Raw genomic sequence first — 19,222 nt, 5'->3', positions numbered from 1 at the left:
TGGGCCAGGAAGGCGGGGTTCCGTTCCGAGGGGAAGTTCCCGGCGCGGCCGCATCCGCGTCGGGGCGAGTATGCCCGGCTGCGCGGGGAAGGTGTGTCGCGGCGGGACGCCGCAGCGCAGGTCGGCATCCACGAGCGCACCGCACGGGATTGGGATCACGGGGTCCGGCATTCGCGGAACTCGCGGTTCTACCCGGACGGGCGACGCGTTGACTACTCGACTGGGCGCACCACGATGGAGTCCATGACGACCCCACCGCCCCGGGTTCCGGCGCAGATCGGTTCTCGGCTGCTGTCTCTGCAGGAGCGGGAGAAGATCGCCGATTTACGGCGGCTCGGGTGGACGTTGCGGTCGATTGGCCGGGAGCTGGACCGGGCAGCGTCGACGATCAAGCGCGAACTCGACGCGCGCAGGGATGCGAACGGGCGTTACCTGCCGCACGCCGCTCACCGCGATGCCGCGGCGAAGAGGGTCCGGCCGAAGCCCGCGAAGCTGGCCCAGCCCGGACGGTTGCGGGAGTACGTCTCGGACCGGCTGAAGGAACAATGGTCTCCGGGACAGATCAGCGGCGTCCTGTCGCGAGATCACGCGGGCGACGAGAGTATGCAGGTGAGCGCGGAGACGATTTACCAGGCGATTTACGTCCAGGCTCGCGGCGGTTTGAAACGCGAGGTCGCCGATGCGCTGCGCACCGGGCGCGCCCGCCGCAAACCGCACCGCACGCCCGAGCATCGCACGAGCCGTTTCGTTGATCCGATGGTGATGATCAGTGAGCGACCGCCGGAGGTCGCAGATCGCGCCGTCCCCGGGCATTGGGAGGGGGATCTGATCATGGGAGCTGGTAATCAGTCCGCGATCGTCACCCTCGTCGAACGCGCCACCCGCTACGTCATGCTCGGGCATCTGCCCGCCCGTGATCACACCGCCGAAACCGTCCGCGACGTCCTGGTGGGCCTGATCGGCAGCCTCCCGGCGCACCTGCGGGGGTCGCTCACCTGGGACCAAGGGACGGAGATGGCCGCGCACAAGGCGTTCACGGTCGCCACCGACGTCCCCGTCTACTTCTGCGACCCCGCCAGCCCCTGGCAGCGCGGATCGAACGAGAACACCAACGGCCTGCTCCGGCAGTACTTCCCGAAAGGCACCGACCTGTCCGTCTACGGTCCGGAAGACCTCGAGCACGTCGCCCAGAAACTCAACGGCCGCCCACGCAAAACGCTGGGCTGGGACACCCCAGCCCAGCGTCTGCTAGAACTCGTTTAGTTCAGTTGGTGTTGCGACGACCTCTAGAAACCGCCAAGGCCCCGGGGCGTTCGACGGACGGATCAGCGGGCGGCCGAGCCCTCGACGTAGTCGCTGTCCTGCTGCTTCCACGCGAACAGACCGCGGAGCTCCTTGCCGGTCGCCTCGATCGGGTGACCCTGCTCCTTCTCACGGAGGGCGAGGAACTCGGTCGCGCCGTTGTCCTGGTCGTCGATGAAGCGCTTCGCGAACGCGCCGGACTGGATGTCGGCGAGGACGGCCTTCATGTTCTCCTTCACCGACGGGTCGATGACGCGGGGGCCGGAGACGTAGTCGCCGTACTCGGCCGTGTCGGAGATCGACCAGCGCTGCTTGGCGATGCCGCCCTCCCACATGAGGTCGACGATGAGCTTGAGCTCGTGCAGCACCTCGAAGTACGCGATCTCGGGCTGGTAGCCAGCCTCGGTCAGCGTCTCGAAGCCGTACTGGACGAGGTGGCTCATGCCGCCGCAGAGCACGGACTGCTCGCCGAACAAGTCGGTCTCGGTCTCTTCGGTGAAGGTCGTCTTGATGACGCCGGCGCGGGTGCCGCCGATGGCCTTCGCGTACGAGAGAGCGGTGTCCCAGGCCGAACCCGAGGCGTCGCGCTCGACGGCGATGATGTCGGGGATACCGCGGCCCGCGACGTACTCGCGACGCACGGTGTGACCGGGAGCCTTGGGCGCGACGAGGATCACGTCGACGCCCTCGGGAGCGTCGATGTAGCCGAAGCGGATGTTGAAGCCGTGCGCGAAGGCGAGCGTCTTGCCCTCGGTCAGCTTGTCCTTGATCGAGTCGGCGTAGATCGAGCGCTGGTGCTGGTCGGGCGCGAGGATCATGATGAGGTCGGCCCACTCGGCGGCATCCGAGACGTTCTTGACCTCGAAGCCGTCTTCCTGCGCCTTGGGGGCCGACTTGGAGCCGTCCTTGAGCGCGATGACGACCTCGACACCCGAGTCGCGCAGGTTCTGCGCGTGCGCGTGGCCCTGCGAGCCGTAGCCGACGATCGCGACCTTCTTGCCCTGGATGATCGAGAGGTCGGCGTCGTCGTCGTAGAAGATCTCTGCCATGGAATTTTCTCCTTGGTTTCAGGTCCCTGAGCTTGTCGAAGGGACCGGGTTGTGGGACGTGTGAAGTTGGGCAGTCGGACCCTTCGACAGGCTCAGGGACCGACGGGTTCGGGGTGTCGGGCCCGTCGACGCGCTCAGGGACCGACGGGGTTCAGCTGCGGAGGACGCGCTCGGTGATGCTCTTGCCTCCGCGACCGACGGCGAGAAGGCCCGACTGCGCGAGCTCTTTCACTCCGAACGGCTCGATGGCCTTCAGGAACGCACCGACCTTGCCCGAGTCGCCCGTGATCTCGATCACGATCGCATCGGGTGCGTAGTCGACCACCGACGCGCGGAAGAGGTTGACGACCTCGAGCACGTTCGAGCGGGTCGCGTTGTCGGCCCGCACCTTGACCAGCACGTGCTCGCGCTGGACGGATGCCGCGGGGTCGAGCTCGACGATCTTGATCACGTTGATCAGCTTGTTGAGCTGCTTCGTGACCTGCTCCAGCGGCAGACCTTCGACGTCGACGACGACCGTGATGCGGGAGAGACCCGGCACCTCGGTGACGCCCACGGCGAGGGACTCGATGTTGAACCCGCGGCGGGCGAAGAGGCCGGCGACGCGCGTGAGCAGACCGGGCTTGTCCTCGACGAGGAGGCTCAGAACGTGACGAGACATCTCAGTCCTCCTGTTCGTTGAAGGCGGGCGAGTGGTCGCGCGCGTACTGGACGTAGCTGTTGCTGACGCCCTGCGGCACCATCGGCCACACCATCGCGTCGGCGCTCACGACGAAGTCGATCACGACCGGACGGTCGTTCGTGTCCAGCGCGAGCTGGATGGCGGCGTCGATCTCGTCTTCCTTCTCGACGCGGATCGCGAGGCACCCGTACGCTTCGGCGAGCTTGACGAAGTCGGGGATGCGGCGCGTGCCGTGTCCCGTGTTCAGGTCGGTGTTGGAGTGGCGTCCGTCGAAGAACAGCGTCTGCCACTGGCGCACCATGCCGAGTGAGGAGTTGTTGATGATCGCGACCTTGATGGGGATGTCGTTGATGACGCAGGTCGCGAGCTCCTGATTGGTCATCTGGAAGCAGCCGTCGCCGTCGATCGCCCACACGGCACGCTCGGGCTGAGCGACCTTGGCGCCCATCGCGGCCGGAACCGCGTAGCCCATGGTGCCGGCGCCGCCGGAGTTCAGCCAGGCGTTGGGGCGCTCGTACTTGATGAACTGCGCCGCCCACATCTGGTGCTGACCCACACCGGAGGCGTAGACGCCCTCGGGACCGGTCAACTCGCCGATGCGCTGGATCACGTGCTGCGGCGAGAGCAGACCGTCACTGGTGGGCGTGTAGCCGAGCGGGAACTCCTCGCGGAGGCCGTTCAGGTACGTCCACCACTCCGAGTAATCGTGCGGGTGCTCGGCGTCGGCGGCGCGGAAGGCGGCATCCAGGTCGACGAGCACCTCTTTGAGGTCGCCCACGATCGGCACGTCAGCGGTGCGGATCTTGGAGATCTCGGCGGGGTCGATGTCGACGTGCACCACCTGCGCGTGCGGTGCGAACAGCGACGCCTTGCCCGTCACGCGGTCATCGAAGCGCGCGCCGAGGGAGACGATGAGGTCGCTCTCCTGAAGGGCGAGCACCGCGGGAACGGTGCCGTGCATGCCGGGCATCCCCAGGTGCTGCTCGTGCGAGTCGGGGAATGCGCCCCGCGCCATGAGCGTGGTCACGACGGGCGCACCGGTCGCCTCGGCCAGGACCTTCAGCTCGGCAGCGGCGTTCGCGCGGATCGTTCCGCCGCCCACGTACAGGACGGGCTTCTGCGCGGTGGCGAGCAGCTGCGCCGCGGCCTGGATCTGCTTGCCGTGAGCCTTCGTCACCGGACGATAGCCGGGCAGGTCGATCTTGGGCGGCCAGACGAAGGGCACCTCGGCCTGCTGCGCATCCTTCGTGATGTCCACCAGCACGGGACCGGGACGACCCGTCGAGGCGATCTCGAAGGCCGCGGCGAGGGCGCCGGGGATCTCCTCGGCGGTCTTCACCAGGAACGAGTGCTTGGTGATGGGCATCGTGATGCCGACGATGTCGGCCTCCTGGAACGCGTCCGTCCCCATGAGGGTCGAGAACACCTGTCCGGTGATGCACACGAGAGGCACCGAGTCCATGTAGGCGTCGGCGATCGCGGTGACGAGGTTGGTGGCACCCGGACCCGACGTCGCGATCGCGACGCCGACCTTGCCGGAAGCCGCGGCGTAGCCCTCTGCCGCGTGGCCGGCGCCCTGCTCGTGGCGCACGAGGATGTGGCGGACGTGCTCGTCGTCCATCAGCGGGTCGTAAACGGGCATGATCGCCCCGCCCGGCAGGCCGAAGACGTCGGTGACACCGAGCAGGTCGAGCGAGCGGACGACCGCCTGCGCACCCGTCATCACGGGCGCCGGGGCGGTGCGAGCGGGAGGCCGGGGCACGGCCGCCGTAGGGGAATCGATGGACATGGGAGTACCTCGAGAACCGGAAGAAGGTGAGAAAAGGGGGACGGCCGTCAGCCCGTGACCGCGCCCTCCGCGGCGGAGTGCACGAGCTTGGAGTACTTGGCCAGAACGCCACGGGTATAGCGCGGGGGAAGCGGTTCCCAGCCTTCGCGGCGGGAACTCAGCTCGGCCTCATCGACGATCAAGTCGAGAGTGCGAGCGGCGATATCGACCCGTATCAGATCACCATCGCGCACGAAGGCGATCGGACCTGCGTCCACCGCTTCGGGAGCTATGTGGCCGATGCAGAGGCCGGTTGTGCCGCCTGAGAATCGACCGTCCGTCAAGAGTAGTACATCTTTTCCGAGCCCCGCGCCCTTGATGGCTGCGGTGATCGCCAGCATCTCGCGCATGCCGGGGCCGCCCTTGGGGCCCTCGTAGCGGATGACCACGACATCGCCCGCGGCGATGTCGCCCGCCTCGAGCGCGTCCATGGCGGCGCGCTCGCGCTCGAACACGCGGGCGGGGCCCTCGAAGACGTTGCCGTCGAAGCCGGCCGACTTCACGACGGCACCCTCGGGAGCCATCGAGCCGTGGAGGATCGTGATGCCGCCCGTGGCGTGGATCGGGTCGTCGAAGCGGTGGATCACCTTTCCGTCGACGGGGTCGGGGTTCAGGTCGGCGAGGTTCTCGGCGAGCGTCTTTCCGGTGACGGTCAGCGCGTCGCCGTGCAGCAGACCCTCGTCGAGCATCGCCTTCATGATGACGGGGATGCCACCGTGACGGTCGACGTCGTTCATGACGTACTGACCGAACGGCTTCATGTCGGCGACGTGCGGGGTGCGGTCGCCGATGCGGTTGAAGTCGTGCAGGTTCAGCTCGACCTCGGCCTCGTTGGCGATCGCGAGGAGGTGGAGCACGACGTTGGTCGAGCCGCCGAGCGCCATGGCGAGGGCGATGGCGTTCTCGAACGCCTCTTTGGTGAGGATGTCGCGCGTGGTGATGCCCTGGCGCAGCAGGTTGACCACGGCCTCGCCCGAACGGTGGGCGAAGTAGTCGCGACGACGGTCGGCCGACGGCGGGGCGGCGGAGCCGGGAAGGCTCAGACCGAGGGCTTCGGCGACCGAGGCCATCGTGTTGGCGGTGTACATACCGCCGCACGCACCCTCACCCGGGGCGATCGCGCACTCGATGCGCTTGAGGTCGGCCTCGCTCATCTTGCCCGCGAGGCACGCGCCCACGGCCTCGAACGAGTCGATGATCGTGACGTCCTTCTCGGTGCCGTCGCTGAGCTTGACCCAGCCGGGGGCGATCGAGCCCGCGTAGAGGAAGACGCTCGACAGGTCGAGACGAGCGGATGCCATGAGCATGCCCGGGATCGACTTGTCGCAACCCGCGAGCAGGACGGACCCGTCGAGGCGCTCGGCCATCATCACGGTCTCGACGCTGTCGGCGATGACCTCGCGCGAGACGAGCGAGAAGTGCATTCCCTCGTGGCCCATCGAGATGCCGTCGGAGACGGAAATGGTGCCGAACTGCAGCGGGTACCCGCCGCCGGCATGGACGCCCTCTTTGGCGCCCTGCGCGAGGCGGTCGAGGCTCAGGTTGCAGGGGGTGATCTCGTTCCAGCTCGACGCGATGCCGATCTGGGGCTTGTCCCAGTCCTCGTCGCCCATGCCGACCGCGCGGAGCATTCCGCGGGAGGTCGTGGCTTCGATGCCGTCGGTGACGACGCGACTGCGGGGCTTGATGTCGAACTCGCCGGTGTTCGGATTCTGCGGTGCGGGCATCCTCGCAGTCTATTGCGCGCGCGTAGCGCGCCGATGCGCCACGAGTGTCGAATCGCTGATCAATCCGTGTGCGCGCGGCGAAGACGCGCGACGTCCTCCAGGACGGTCACGAATGCGTCGATGTCGTCGACGCGCAGTGTGGCCGCGGTCTCTCCCCCGCCGACACGGATGCCGAGGTCTCCGGGGCCGAGGGAGCGCAGCGCGTCCTCATCGGTGACGTCGTCGCCCGCGAACAGCACAGCGGTCGCTTCGACCCGCTCGCGCAGGTGCGCGACGGCGGAGTCCTTCCCCTCGTGGCGGAACGAGAACTCGAGGATGTCGTGGCCCGTTCGACGCCTCCATTCGGGCGCCTCGGCGGCGACGAGCTCATCGGCGATCTCCCGGACGGCGCGGGCGGTCTCGGCATCCGCGGTCCGGGTGTGCACGCCGAAGCCGTACTCCTTCGGCTCGATCCAGACGCCCGTCGTCCCGGCGGCGCGACGACTGACCTCGTCCTGCAGGCGGTCCCGGAGGGCCAGGTCCGCGTCGTCGTCCGTCGCCGCCTCGACGCCCACCCCGGGTACCCAGAACTGCACGCCGTGGGAGCCCGCGAGCCAGATGAGCGAGTCGTCCGTGTGCTCCGCGATCTCGCGGAGGTGGCCGAGCGAGCGTCCGGAGACGAGAGCGACGACCGTGCGGGGAAGCGTGACCAGGTCGTCGAGGACCGCCCGGGCGCCCGGGGTCATGCGCGCCGACATCGGCTCATCGACGAGAGGAGAGAGGGTGCCGTCGAAGTCGACGGCGATCAGCAGGCGGTCGGTCGTGGCGACGGCCTCGATCGTGGCGTCGGCGGCAGTCATTCCGCGTCCTCGCCCTCGGAATCGCCCTCGACCTCGGCGGCGGCCGCCGCGCTCGAGGCCGTGTCGTGGAACGTCGCGAGAGCCTCGAGGAACTCGCGCGACCAGTCCTCGACGTCATGCTCGCGCACGCGTTTGCGCAGCGCCCGCATGCGGCGACCCTGCTCGGCAGCGGGCATGTCGATCGCCCGGACGATGGCATCCTTCAATCCGTCGATGTCGTGCGGATTGATGAGCAGGGCGCTGCCCATCTCGTCGGCGGCACCGGCGAACTCGCTCAGCACCAGCACACCGCGGTTGTCGGTGCGGCTGGCGACGTACTCCTTCGCCACGAGGTTCATGCCGTCGCGGAGAGCGGTCACGAGCATGACGTCCGCGGCGAGGAACAGCGCGACCATCTCTTCACGCGGGTACGACTGGTGCAGGTACCGGATCGCGGTGTGCGTTGTTGTGTCGTGGTCGCCGTTGATCCGCCCGACGGTCATCTCGATCTCGTCGCGCAGCTGCACGTAGGCGTCGACGCGCTCGCGACTCGGGCTCGCGACCTGCACGAGCGTGGCGTCCTCGACCGTGGCGCGGCCGTCCTCGAGCAATTCGCCCCACGCCTTCAGGCGGTGGCGGATGCCCTTCGTGTAATCGAGGCGATCGACCCCGAGCAGGATCTTGCGGGGGTTGCCGAGGCCCTCGCGGATCTCTTTCGCGCGCTGCTGGATCTCGGGCTTCTGCGCGAGCTCGACGTACGAGTCGGCGTCGATCGAGATCGGGAACGCCTTGGCGAGGGCGACGCGCGTGCCGCCCTTCGGGTCCGGAACCAGGATGCCGCTGGCCTTGGTCTCGTACCGCAACTGACGCCGCACGGCTCGCGCGAAGTTGCCCGCGTCCGCAACGCGTTGGAATCCGATCACGTCGGCGCCCAGCAGGCCCTCGAGGACCTGCTTGCGCCACGGGAGCTGCGAGTACAGGCCGTAGGCGGGAAACGGGATGTGGTGGAAGTAGCCGATCGTCAGGTCGGGCCGGAGTTCCCGCAGCATCTTGGGAACGAGCTGCAGCTGATAGTCCTGCACCCACACCGTCGCGTTCTGAGAAGCAGAGGCGGCCGCGGCTTCGGCGAATCGGCGGTTCACGCGGACGTACGCGTCCCACCACGCGCGCTTGTAGGTCGGCGCGGCGATGACGTCGTGGTAGAGCGGCCAGATCGTGTCGTTCGAGAAGCCCTCGTAGTAGTTCTGCACGTCGGCCGCCGACAGCACGACGGGAACAAGGTGCACTCCGTCGAACTCGAACGGGTCGAGCTCGACGTCGGGTTGGCCGGCCCACCCGACCCACGCGCCGTCGGCGCGACGCATCACCGGCTCGAGGGCGGTCACGAGACCGCCGGGGGAACGACGCCACCCTTCACCGTCCGGGGTGCGGTCGACGGGAAGGCGGTTGGCGACGACGACGAAATCGGCCTGGGTCACAGGTCCTCCTCGGGGATCGACCTCAGGCTAACAGCGGCATCGAGCGGCGCAGAGGGCTGGACGGGATGCGATATGGACGCCCCGCCTGTCAAGGCGCGGCGTCGCATCACGCTCCTCGGTAGGTTGAACACATGCGCCAGTACATCTTCGGAACGGGTCTTCTCAGCGCCATCACGGGTGGCATCACGCTCCTGCGGGCTCTGCGCAACGACGAGCCCTTCACGTGGCGCACCGCCCTCGCGTGGCTCAGCTGGGGCATCACGCTGGCTCTCGCGATCGGATCGGTCGTCGACACCCGTCGCGCCCGGCGCGGACGCGTGATCGCGGGCGACTCCCCCGTCGCGAAGAAGCAGCAGAAGCTTTTCAAGAAGCGCCTCGCGCGCTGACCGGACGACGGATGCCACGACCCCGGGGTCGTGGCATCCGTCTGTCTGTCAACGTGTGAGGATCAGCGCGTCGCCCTGGCCTCCACCGCCGCAGAGGGCGACCGCGGCGGTGCCGCTCCCCCGCCGCACCAGCTCGTGGACCGCGTGCACGACGAGCCGGTTGCCCGAGACGCCGATCGGGTGACCGATCGCGATGCCGCCCCCGTGCGGGTTCACGACATCGTCGGACAGGCCCAGCTCGGCCTGCGAACGAGCCACGACAGCGCCGAAGGCTTCGTTGATCTCGACGAGATCGAGATCGGATGCCGAGATGCCCTGCTTCTCGAGGGCTCTCGCGATCGCGCGAGCAGGCTGCGCGTGCAGCGAGTTGTCGGGTCCGGCGACCTGTCCCGCCGCCCCGACGACCGCGAGGACGTCCCATCCGTGCTCCTCGGCCACCGAGCGGGTGGTCACGACCACCGCTGACGCCCCGTCGGAGATCTGCGACGCGTTGCCCGCCGTGATCGATCCGCCCTCGGCGAAAGCGGGGCGGAGCTTCGCGAGCGAGTCGACCGTCGTGTCGGCGCGAATGCCCTCGTCGGCCGTCACGACGACGGGATCGCCCTTGCGCTGCGGGATCTCAACGGGCACGATCTCGGCGTCGAAGACACCCGCCGCCTGCGCGGCGGCGGCACGCTGGTGCGACCGGGCAGCGACCGCGTCCTGCGCCTCACGGGTCACGTCGAATCGCGCGTTGGCGCGCTCGGTGGAAGCCCCCATGCTCTCGCGGTCGTAAGCGTCCGTGAGACCGTCGTACGCGAGGTGATCGAGCACCTCGACCGAGCCGTAGGCGTAGCCCTCGCGCGAGTTCATCAGCAGGTGCGGGGCGCGGGTCATCGACTCCATGCCCGCCGCGACGACGACCGTCGCGTCCCCGAGGCGCAGCATGCGCGCGGCATCGATGATCGCCGTGAGACCCGACAGGCAGACCTTGTTGACGGTCGCCGCATGCACGTCCCACCCGATCCCCGCGGCGACGGCAGCCTGTCGAGCCGCGTTCTGCCCGGCACCGGCCTGGAGCACCTGTCCGACCAGCACCGCGTCGACGGCCTCGGCGGGAAGTCCCCCGCGGTCCAGGGCCCCGCGGATCGCGGCTGCGCCGAGCTGCACGGCGGTGAGCGGGGCGAGCTGACCTTTCAGCCGCCCCTGGGGAGTACGCGCGGCAGCGACGATCACGACGTCTTCGGGGTTCATCGGGTGACCTCCTCGGTGAGTTCCACGGTCAGCGGGGGCTCAGTGGCATCCCGCACCTCGTCGACGCTCACCCCGGGAGCGAGCTCGACGAGCACGAGTCCATCCTCGGTCACGTCGATGACGGCGAGGTCGGTGATGATGCGGTCGACGACACCGCGACCGGTCAACGGCAGCGAGCAGTCGTTCACGATCTTCGGCGAGCCGTCCTTGGCGACGTGCTCCATGAGCACGATGACGCGCGCGGCTCCGTGGACGAGGTCCATGGCGCCGCCGGGACCCTTCACCATCTTTCCGGGGATCATCCAGTTCGCCAGGTCTCCGGAGGCCGACACCTGCATCGCCCCGAGGATCGCGGCGTCGATCTTGCCCCCGCGGATCATCCCGAAGCTCAGCGCCGAGTCGAAGAAGGCCGCGCCGGGGAGCGTGGTCACCGTTTCTTTGCCGGCGTTGATGAGGTCGGCATCCACCGCGTCTTCGGTCGGATACGGACCGACGCCGAGGATGCCGTTCTCGGACTGCAGCACGACGGTCACGCCCTCCGGGACGTGGTTCGGAACGAGGGTCGGCAGGCCGATGCCGAGGTTGACGTACGAGCCGTCGGCGAGTTCGCGGGCGGCTCGCGCCGCCATCTCCGTGCGGGTGAGGGCCATGTCAGAACTCCTTGCTCATCGGTGCGGCGGGACCTGAGCTCGTCGATGCTGAGGTCCCTGAGCTCGTCGAAGGGACCGGGCCCGACTCGGCGACGCCGTCCCGCACCGTGCGCTTCTCGATCCGCTTCTCGATCCCGGGCCCGACCTCGACGAGACGGTGGACGTAGACCCCGGGCAGGTGGACGTCGTCGGGGTCGATCTCGCCGGGCTCGACGAGATGCTCGACCTGGGCGATGCACACGCGCCCCGCCATCGCCGCGAGCGGGTTGAAGTTGCGGGCGGCCTTGCGGAACACGAGGTTGCCGTGTCGGTCACCCTTCCACGCATGGACGAGGGAGAAGTCCGTCGTGATCGCCTCTTCGAGGACGAACTCGCGAGGCACGCCGTCGACATCGAAGACGCGCACGTCTTTGACGGGGGACGCGACCGCGATGCCTCCGGCGCCGTCGTACCGCTGAGGAAGCCCGCCCTCGGCGACTTGGGTTCCGACTCCCGTCTGGGTGTAGAACGCCGCGATGCCAGCCCCACCGGCACGGAGCTTCTCGGCGAGAGTGCCCTGCGGGGTGAGCTCGAGCTCGAGCTCACCGGAGAGGAACTGCCGTTCGAACTCCTTGTTCTCGCCGACGTACGACGACGTCATCTTGCGGATCCGACCAGCCCCCAGCAGGATGCCGAGACCCCAGTCGTCGACACCGCAGTTGTTGGAAACGACGGAGAGGTCTCGCGTCCCTCGGGTGAGCAGGGCTTCGATGAGGGCGATGGGGTTGCCGGAAAGTCCGAAGCCGCCGACGGCGAGGGACGCGCCGTCGGGGATGTCGGAGACCGCGTCGGCGGCCGAGGTCCAGGTCTTGTCGATCACGCGAACTCCTTCGTGTCTGCGTCATCTCATGCTCAGGGCCGCCGCCGGGATGCGCCCAGCGCGATCTTGCGATGTGGATGCCAAGCCGCGTAGCGTCCACATCGTGGACACCGCACCTCATTCGCGCTCACCCGCGAGCGTTCCCGGCGCCCAGGCGATCGCCCGCGCCGCCACACTCCTCCGCCTGGTGACGGCGGCGGGATCCGCCGGGGCGACCATCGGCGACCTTTCCCGCGACGCCGATCTCACGCGCCCCACCGCGCACCGGCTCCTGACCGCCCTCCGCGCGGAGGGGCTCGTCGACCGCGACGAAACGACCGGCCACTGGCTGCCCGGCCCTGAGCTCTACCTCATGGGCAGTGTGGCGGCCTCTCGCTTCGACATCACCGCGACGGCACGCGACGTCGTGCGCTCGCTCGCGGTGCGAACCGAAGAGAGCGCCTTCCTCTCGGTGCGGCGCGGCGACGAGACGGTGTGCCTCGTCCGAGAAGACGGCAGCTTCCCCATTCGCTCCTTCGTGCTTTCCGAGGGAGTGCGTTTCCCGCTGGGCGTGGCATCCGCGGGTCTCGCGATCCTCGCCTTCCTTCCGCCCCATGATGTGGACGCCTATCTCGAGCGCCACGGGGACCTCGCCGAGCGGTTCGGAGCCTCACATGCCCCGGCGCGCCTGCGCGCGCGGGTGCGCGACACCCAGGAGCGCGGGTACGCCGTGAATCCGGGGCTCATCGTGGAGGGCAGTTGGGGCCTGGGGGCGGCCGTGTTCGACCGGGCGGGGGCTCCCCAGTGGGCACTGAGCCTGACCGGCGTCGAGTTCCGTTTCTCGGGTGAGAGACTCGGCGAGCTCGGTCGCATCCTGCTCGCGCACGCGCACCAGCTGTCCACGCGACTCGCGTCACGATAGATACCTCAGGTATATATCTGCGATATGCTTTTCCCATGACCCGCGATGACGATCTCCAGAGATTGCTGCTCGCGGTGCACGCCCTGACGCGCATCGCGGCCCTCGACACCCAGAACGACGCCCCCTCCGCGCAGTGGCGCACCCTCACCCTGCTGCGCGACCACGGACCCCAGCGTCTCGGCGACCTGGCCACCCTCAGCCGCGTGACCCAGCCCGGCATGACGCGCCTCGTCCACCAGCTCAGCGACGCGGGTCTCGTCACGCGCGAGCCGCACCCCGATGACTCGCGCGTCAGCGTCATCGCCGTGACCGACGCCGGTCTCTCCGCCCTCGAGCGCTGGCTCGCACAGTTGAGCGCCGCCCTCGCGCCCCACGTGGCCGATCTGACGGATGCCGAATGGGATGCCGTGAGCACCGCCGCCGGCGCCCTCTCGGCCCGCGTGGGCCTTCAGCCGGAGGTCGTGCGATGAGCGCCGCTCCGAGCGTATGGAAGCAGCCGGCCCAGGTCTGGGCCGTGGCATTCGCGTGCGTCGTCGCGTTCATGGGGATCGGTCTCGTCGACCCGATCCTCCCCGCGATCGCCGAGTCACTGAAGGCGACACCCGTCGAGACCGAGCTGCTGTTCACCAGCTACCTGGTCGTGACGGGCCTCGCGATGCTCGTCACCAGCTGGATCTCGAGCCGAATCGGCGCGAAGGCCACGCTGCTCGTCGGGCTCGCCCTGATCGTCGCGTTCTCGCTCCTGTGCGCGCTGAGCGGAAGCGTCGACGCCGTGATCGGCTTCCGCGCGGGCTGGGGCCTCGGCAACGCCCTGTTCATCTCGACGGCTCTCGCGACCATCGTCGGCGCCGCCTCCGGTGGCAGTTCGGCGGCGATCATCCTGTACGAAGCGGCGCTCGGCCTGGGCATCGCGATCGGACCGCTGCTCGGCGGCAGCCTCGGCGAGGCCAGCTGGCGGGGACCGTTCTTCGGAGTGGTCGCCCTCATGGCGATCGCTTTCGTCGCCGTGGCAGTGCTCCTGCGCGGCCCCGCTCCCGCACGAACGCCCATCCCCTTCAGCGCGCCGTTCCGCGCCCTCGGTCGCCCGGCGCTCGCGATCCTCGCGGCCACCGCGCTGTTCTACAACATCGGCTTCTTCACCCTGCTGGCCTTCTCCCCCTTCCCGCTGGGCTTCGGTGCGATGGGGATCGGGCTCACCTTCTTCGGGTGGGGTGTCGCGCTCGCGATCACGAGTGTCTGGGTTGCCCCGATCCTCCTCCGCCGGATGCGGCTGACGTCGGTTCTGCTGCTCGCCCTCCCCCTGCTCGCTGTCGACCTCCTCGTCGCCGCTTTCGTCGTGGACTCCCCCGTCGGACTCGTGGTCTGCATCGTCGTGGGCGGTCTGGTGCTCGGCGTCGTGAACACGGCGTTGACGGAGGCCGTGATGGAGGCCACCGACCTCCCCCGTTCGGTCGCCTCTTCGGCCTACTCGGCGGTCCGCTTCCTCGGCGGAGCCGTCGCCCCGCCGCTCGCCGCCTTCCTCTGGCACGCCGCGGGCGCGGGAGTGCCGTACGTCATGGCGACCGTGTCCGTGCTGATCGCGGCGGCGTGCGTCCTGTTCGGTCGGCGAGCCCTCGCGCACGTGGACCAGGCCCGCCCGACGATCGCCGACGAGGGAGCCGCCGTCCTCGTGGGCGACGCCGCCTGACGCATCGCGAACGCACGCACGCGCCCTGTCCCGAACGATTCGGGACAGGGCGCGTGTCGGTACAGCGGTCGTGTCAGCTGTGCGCACGACGCCGGAGCAGAAGGGTCACCGCGATGCTCGCGAGGAGCATCGCAGCACCGATACCGATCGCCCCCGCAACCGACGGCGTCCCCGTTGTCGCCAGGGCCCCGGTCGTCGCGGCGGCGATGGGGGTGGCGCTGGTCGACGGCACCGGGCTCACGCTGGCGCTCGGGCTCTCCGTGGTGCTCGGGCTCGGTGAGGGCGACGGGTCATCCGTCGGTGTCGGCGTCGGCGTGATCGTCGGGGTCGGCGTCGGATCCGGCTCCGCGAACAGCTCGCGCACGGCATCCGAGACCTTGGTGCTGGTGAACGCGGCGCCCGCCGCATTCGGGTGGATCGCCCCCTTCTTGATCCCGCCGACGGGGAGCCCCGAGACGGGCACGCTGTCGGGGGCGAGGCTCAGCGTGATGCCGTTGACGTACGCGTCGCGCGAGTTGCACGGCGTGTGCGCCACGGAGTCGGCGAGCAGCGAGACGTAGGTCGCGCCGGAGGCCTCGGTGACCTGCGCCATCGTGTCGTCGAGGTAGGCCTGGGTGGCGTAGAGCAACTCCACGTCCGCATTCGTGTAGGGGTACGCGTTCGTGCGGAACCCGAGCCCCTGGAGGAGCGAGGTGTAGCACCCGTCGCTCGGGGTGTGCGCGGCGTCGGGGGCGAGCGCGGGGTATCCGACCACGATGATCTTCGCATGCGGAGCCCGTGCCTCGATGTCGGCGAGGGCCGCCGACAGGGCGGGTGCCACCGTCTGATCGATCTGCGTCTCGAGCGTGTTCACCGGGCCCGCGGGAGTGTTCACCACGAACTGTTCGGCGCACGAGGCGTGCACGTTGCCGTCGAGACTCCCGGCGACCGGGCCTCCCGCCGTGGCCGCGATGCACATCTGACCGAGCTGCCAGAACCCGAGGTCGTTCCCGCCGATCGTGAGAGTCACGAGGTCGGTGTCTGCATCCAGGGCGTCCGACTGGACCGGTGCCGTCGCCCCGCCCACCGACTGCGGAGTGTCGACCACGTTGGCGATCACGGCTCCGCCGCACGAGCGGTCGTCGAGGTCGAAACCGAACTCGTCGGCGACGAGGTGGGGGTAGTTCTCATCCGACTGATCGCACCCCGCGGCGGGCTGCGTCGCGGCGAGAGGGAGTCCCCACGCGGCGGCGTACGAGTCGCCGAGGGAGACGTAGGAGCGACCGGTCAGGTCGGGGACGGCGGCGGAGGCGGGGGCGGCGATCGCGGCCATCGCCGACACGGCGAGGACGGCGAGCACGACACCTGTGGAGAGAGAACGGCGCATCCGCCCGACGCTAGAGCCCCGACGGCAGGCGAACCGGCTTGTGGCTCCTGAGGGGCCGAACTTCACCCTCACCCCCACCGTTGCGTCAGTCGGCCTCGCCCGCGGCGCGCGCGACCTCCCGCGCCCCTACCTCAGACATGACGATCGAGTAATGATCGACCCCGTCGACGCGTCGGAGGTCTCGCAGCCGCGGGTGGGTCGCCCGGAGCGCGTCGAGGTCGGGGTACAGCGGAGGCACCTCACCGCGCAGACCACGCTCGGCCGCGAGAAGCGTCGTCGGCCGTGGCATCCGCTCGACAGCCCTCCCGATCGCGTCGCCCGCGTTCTGATCGATCGAGTCCTCCTCGACGGTGGACATCACCGTGGCGGGACGTAGAAACGGTTCCGCGCCGACGAGGTCGTACGCGAAGTAGGAATCGAGCAGCGGATCCTCGCGGCCGACGAACGCGGGGTGCGCGCGCCAGAAGCCTCTGTACTCGCCCTCATCGGCGAACCGCCGCTCGAGCCGCGCCGCCGTCGGCCCCAGCACGTGTCGCACGGCTTCCCGCGGCGGCATGCCCGGCGGGAGCTCCAAGGGCAAGCCGCCGTCGACGAGGATGACGCGAACGACTCGATCCGCGTGCCGGTCGGCGAACACGGCGGAGACGAAAGCGCCCATCGAGTGACCGACGACGACGACCTGCTCCACCCCGAGCGCATCCACGACAGCGACGAGGTCGTCGGCGTGCGCGGTCATGCCGAGCGGCCTCTCCCCCCTCTCGCTCCGCCCGCGGCCGCGGAGGTCCGGAGCGATCAGACGCTGCTGGGGTGCCTCGACAGCCAGCCACGCCCAGGCGAGATGCGAGGCGGTCACGCCGTGCACGAGCAGCCACGGCATGCCCACGGCATCCGGATTCCACTCCCCCACGCGCAGCGACCCCGCCGCGACCGCGATGTCGTGCGTCCGGTACACGGAGCTCATGCGCCGCGCCCCACCTCGCGAGCGAGGGTGTCCCACAACTGGTCGAAGCGCGCGTTCCAGGGCGAGGCGAACGTGCCCGCCCGCCAGCGACGCTGCACCTCGTCGAGCGTGACCCACTCGGCATCCTGGACCTCTTCGGGATCGGGTACGGGCACGGGCTCGCCGTCCACTCGCGCGATCCAGAGATCGAACAGCGCGCGCTCCTCGATCACCCGCCCGACGAGGACGAGCTCGTCGGGGGCGATCGAGAGCCCGGTCTCCTCTTCGAGCTCGCGCGCGGCACCGCGTCGACTCGACTCCGCGCGGAGGGCGCTGCCCGCGGGGAATTCCCACGCGAGCGGGTAGTCCTTGCCCGGTGCGCGCAGACTCACGAGCACCCGCCCCGTCGACGACACCACACAGACGGATGCCACGATGTGGAACGACCCGGCCGGGACGGGGCCGTCCCCACGACGGTGCAGCGCCCCCGTCGGAGTCCCCTGGATATCGGTCACGTCCCAGATCTCGTCATCGGCCATGGGGCCATCCTTCCCGAAGAGGCGGCGCGCAGGGCGCGTGCAGTCAACGTTCTGCCGAAGCGGGAAGCACGTCGACGTACATGCTCTCGTCGTTGCCGGGACTCCGATGGTCGACGACGGTCCTTCCCCCATTCCACCGCGTGACAAGCGGCTTACGCGCACGATAAGGGGCCGCGGATAGGTTGAGCGCATGAGCCGAACGCACCGCCGCATCGCCGCAACCCTGACGGCCGCCTCCGCGCTCGCCCTGACGGGGTGTTCTCTGGACGGGCTCATCTGGGGCCCCGGGGGCGCGAACGTGATCGACACGACTGAGGAGCTCATCGAGGCCGCGGCAGCGGGCAACGCGGACGGGATGGTGTGCGAGGGGCGGGACATCGATCTCGGGTCGCCGTCCGCCTGGGACGGGCTGTCCGCCGAGGAGCCCGAAGAGTTCGTCGCCGAGTACTGGCCTGAGCAGGCCGAGTTCGACCCGTCGTGGGTTATAGGCAAGAACGTGTGGATGGGATGGTGATCTAGCCGCGCGATCACGCGGTGAAACGGGGTTGTGCATGGTCCGCGACGCTTAGGCGTGGACCATCCCTCGAATCAGGCGCTCTGCGTGATATGCGGTGCTCGGCTGGTGAAGAACGGTAAGACCGCCGCCGGAACACAGCGATGGCGCTGCCCCGACTGCGGCGCATCATCTGTCCGCTCCCGACGCGACGTGAGCGAGCGGGAGCAGCTGCGCCGGTTCCTGCGCTGGTTGACGGGCAAAACAACGCAAGCGGAAATCGGCGGCGGAACCGGGCGCTCATTTCGTCACGACACCGCCTGGTGCTGGGGTCTGCAGCCCGTGATGCCGGTCACCGGCGAAGTTCACGATGTCGTCCTCGTCGACGGTGTCTGGATCGGCTCCTGGTGCCTTCTCGTCGCCCAATCCGACACCGGACGCGTCCTCGCCTGGCAGTGGTGCGCCCGAGAATCCACCGCCGCGTGGACGGCCCTGTTCGAACAGGTCCCGCCCCCGGTCGTCGTCGTCACCGACGGCGGTTCCGGCATCCGCTCCGCCCTAGCCACGACCTGGCCCGACACCGCCGTGCAACGCTGCATCTTCCACCTGCAACTGAACGTCACCCGCGAGCTGACGCGCAATCCCCGCACCCGCGCCGGCCGCGACCTGCGCCAGATCTCCCTCGCGTTGACCGCGGTCCACACCATCGATGACGCCATCTCCTGGCGGCTCACGTTGCAAGCGTGGTGGCAGACCCACGGGCATCTCACCAAAGAACGCACCCTCTACGCGAACGGGCACTTCGGGTTCACCCACTTCAAACTCCGCCGAGCCTGGAATGTCCTTCATCGCGCCGCAGAATCAGGGCACGTGTTCACCACTCTCCAGCACGGAAACCCCCGCACCACTTCACGCCTGGAGGGTTTGAACAGTCAGATCCGCCACCTTCTGCGCCATCACCGGGGCATGCCCACCGAGCACCGCCGCAAAGCCGTCGAGTGGTTCCTGCTGCTGCACGAGGTTCCCCTCGAGCGCGCGCACCGGCACGCCATCACGCCCACCCCGCCGGCCACACCCGACGAGCCCGACGACGACGGACAGCCAGCTCTCTACGACACCGCCGTCACCGCCGAGGAAGGCCTCTGGATCCGAACCGGATGGGCAGGACGGAGCTGACACGCCCGAGCCATCCACACGTTCTTGCCTATAAGCCCCCGTCGTGGAGCATCAACCTGTCACTGCCCGCCGGACGCGTGGCATCCGGGATCGAGTATCCCGGAGACC

At 69.1% G+C, this 19,222-nt stretch carries 19 protein-coding genes; 7 read left to right on the top strand and 12 right to left on the bottom strand.

Features of this window, described 5'->3' with window-relative positions:
• Nucleotides 1-93: 93 nt before the first annotated feature.
• The gene (locus QE388_RS14440; RefSeq protein WP_307382296.1) at nt 94-1,263 is read left to right on the top strand and encodes an IS30 family transposase; all 1,170 of its coding nucleotides are present in this window, start codon (nt 94-96) and stop codon (nt 1,261-1,263) included.
• A gap of 62 nt (nt 1,264-1,325) precedes the next feature.
• On the opposite strand, the gene ilvC is transcribed toward QE388_RS14440, so the two are convergent.
• From ilvC to otsA, 6 genes are all read right to left on the bottom strand, one after another.
• A complete protein-coding gene (gene ilvC, locus QE388_RS14435; RefSeq protein ID WP_275801542.1) occupies nt 1,326-2,351 on the bottom strand; it encodes a ketol-acid reductoisomerase in 1,026 nt (341 codons plus the stop codon).
• Nucleotides 2,352-2,502: 151 nt separating this feature from the next.
• Nucleotides 2,503-3,012 (bottom strand): acetolactate synthase small subunit, encoded by a 510-nt coding sequence (ilvN, locus tag QE388_RS14430; protein WP_058595899.1) that lies wholly within the window; start codon nt 3,010-3,012, stop codon nt 2,503-2,505.
• Nucleotide 3,013: 1 nt separating this feature from the next.
• Nucleotides 3,014-4,822: an acetolactate synthase large subunit gene (locus QE388_RS14425; RefSeq protein ID WP_058614256.1), complete on the bottom strand. Its 1,809-nt coding sequence runs from the start codon at nt 4,820-4,822 to the stop codon at nt 3,014-3,016.
• 47 nt (nt 4,823-4,869) lie between these two features.
• On the bottom strand, nt 4,870-6,588 hold the full coding sequence (ilvD, locus tag QE388_RS14420; RefSeq protein WP_058614257.1) for a dihydroxy-acid dehydratase: 1,719 nt from the start codon (nt 6,586-6,588) through the stop codon (nt 4,870-4,872).
• A gap of 59 nt (nt 6,589-6,647) precedes the next feature.
• Complete coding sequence (gene otsB / locus QE388_RS14415) at nt 6,648-7,427, bottom strand: trehalose-phosphatase (RefSeq protein WP_307385981.1); 780 nt, start codon at nt 7,425-7,427, stop codon at nt 6,648-6,650.
• Nucleotides 7,424-8,884 carry an alpha,alpha-trehalose-phosphate synthase (UDP-forming) gene (otsA, locus tag QE388_RS14410; RefSeq protein ID WP_275801539.1) on the bottom strand — a complete coding sequence of 487 codons (1,461 nt, stop codon included), beginning with the start codon at nt 8,882-8,884 and terminating at the stop codon, nt 7,424-7,426. The genes otsB and otsA overlap by 4 nt, the downstream gene beginning before the upstream one ends.
• 131 nt (nt 8,885-9,015) lie before the next feature.
• Between otsA and QE388_RS14405 the strand changes: the two genes are divergently transcribed.
• The gene (locus QE388_RS14405; protein WP_058595904.1) at nt 9,016-9,270 is read left to right on the top strand and encodes a hypothetical protein; all 255 of its coding nucleotides are present in this window, start codon (nt 9,016-9,018) and stop codon (nt 9,268-9,270) included.
• Nucleotides 9,271-9,318: 48 nt separating this feature from the next.
• Here the strand turns inward: QE388_RS14405 and QE388_RS14400 are convergent, their stop codons facing one another.
• The 3 genes from QE388_RS14400 to QE388_RS14390 are packed head-to-tail and all read right to left on the bottom strand — an operon-like array spanning nt 9,319 to nt 12,012.
• Nucleotides 9,319-10,503 carry an acetyl-CoA C-acetyltransferase gene (locus QE388_RS14400; protein WP_307385977.1) on the bottom strand — a complete coding sequence of 395 codons (1,185 nt, stop codon included), beginning with the start codon at nt 10,501-10,503 and terminating at the stop codon, nt 9,319-9,321.
• Nucleotides 10,500-11,153 carry a CoA transferase subunit B gene (locus QE388_RS14395; RefSeq protein ID WP_275799911.1) on the bottom strand — a complete coding sequence of 218 codons (654 nt, stop codon included), beginning with the start codon at nt 11,151-11,153 and terminating at the stop codon, nt 10,500-10,502. The genes QE388_RS14400 and QE388_RS14395 overlap by 4 nt, the downstream gene beginning before the upstream one ends.
• A 1-nt stretch (nt 11,154) precedes the next feature.
• Nucleotides 11,155-12,012, bottom strand: a complete 858-nt coding sequence (locus QE388_RS14390) for a CoA transferase subunit A (RefSeq protein ID WP_307385975.1) — start codon at nt 12,010-12,012, stop codon at nt 11,155-11,157.
• Between the two features lie 103 nt (nt 12,013-12,115).
• Between QE388_RS14390 and QE388_RS14385 the strand changes: the two genes are divergently transcribed.
• From QE388_RS14385 to QE388_RS14375, 3 genes are read left to right on the top strand one after another with little or no spacing between them, the layout of a single operon-like run.
• Nucleotides 12,116-12,913, top strand: coding sequence for an IclR family transcriptional regulator (locus QE388_RS14385; protein WP_307385974.1), 798 nt, complete (start codon nt 12,116-12,118; stop codon nt 12,911-12,913).
• 35 nt (nt 12,914-12,948) lie between these two features.
• A complete protein-coding gene (locus QE388_RS14380) occupies nt 12,949-13,383 on the top strand; it encodes a MarR family winged helix-turn-helix transcriptional regulator (protein ID WP_275799905.1) in 435 nt (144 codons plus the stop codon).
• Nucleotides 13,380-14,600, top strand: a complete 1,221-nt coding sequence (locus QE388_RS14375) for an MFS transporter (RefSeq protein ID WP_307385972.1) — start codon at nt 13,380-13,382, stop codon at nt 14,598-14,600. The genes QE388_RS14380 and QE388_RS14375 overlap by 4 nt, the downstream gene beginning before the upstream one ends.
• Before the next feature lie 73 nt (nt 14,601-14,673).
• Here QE388_RS14375 and QE388_RS14370 read toward each other — a convergent pair whose 3' ends face one another.
• The 3 genes from QE388_RS14370 to QE388_RS14360 form a co-directional block, all read right to left on the bottom strand.
• Complete coding sequence (locus QE388_RS14370) at nt 14,674-15,966, bottom strand: SGNH/GDSL hydrolase family protein (protein WP_307385969.1); 1,293 nt, start codon at nt 15,964-15,966, stop codon at nt 14,674-14,676.
• Nucleotides 15,967-16,051: 85 nt separating this feature from the next.
• Nucleotides 16,052-16,927, bottom strand: a complete 876-nt coding sequence (locus tag QE388_RS14365; protein WP_307385967.1) for an alpha/beta hydrolase — start codon at nt 16,925-16,927, stop codon at nt 16,052-16,054.
• Nucleotides 16,924-17,445, bottom strand: coding sequence for an NUDIX domain-containing protein (locus QE388_RS14360; RefSeq protein ID WP_307385965.1), 522 nt, complete (start codon nt 17,443-17,445; stop codon nt 16,924-16,926). The genes QE388_RS14365 and QE388_RS14360 overlap by 4 nt, the downstream gene beginning before the upstream one ends.
• Before the next feature lie 190 nt (nt 17,446-17,635).
• Here QE388_RS14360 and QE388_RS14355 point away from each other — a divergent pair, with 190 nt between their 5' ends.
• Together QE388_RS14355 and QE388_RS14350 are read left to right on the top strand one after the other, a co-directional pair.
• Entirely contained in the window at nt 17,636-17,959 is a 324-nt protein-coding gene (locus tag QE388_RS14355; protein WP_307385964.1) for a hypothetical protein, read from the top strand.
• 33 nt (nt 17,960-17,992) lie between these two features.
• Nucleotides 17,993-19,114, top strand: coding sequence for an IS1249 family transposase (locus tag QE388_RS14350; RefSeq protein WP_307385962.1), 1,122 nt, complete (start codon nt 17,993-17,995; stop codon nt 19,112-19,114).
• The last annotated feature ends 108 nt before the right edge of the window (nt 19,115-19,222 follow it).

Source organism: Microbacterium sp. SORGH_AS_0969 (assembly GCF_030818255.1).
In the GTDB taxonomy this organism is placed as follows: Bacteria; Actinomycetota; Actinomycetes; order Actinomycetales; family Microbacteriaceae; genus Microbacterium.
Note: the sequence above shows the minus strand (reverse complement) of the source record. Positions and strands in the feature narration are given on the sequence as shown.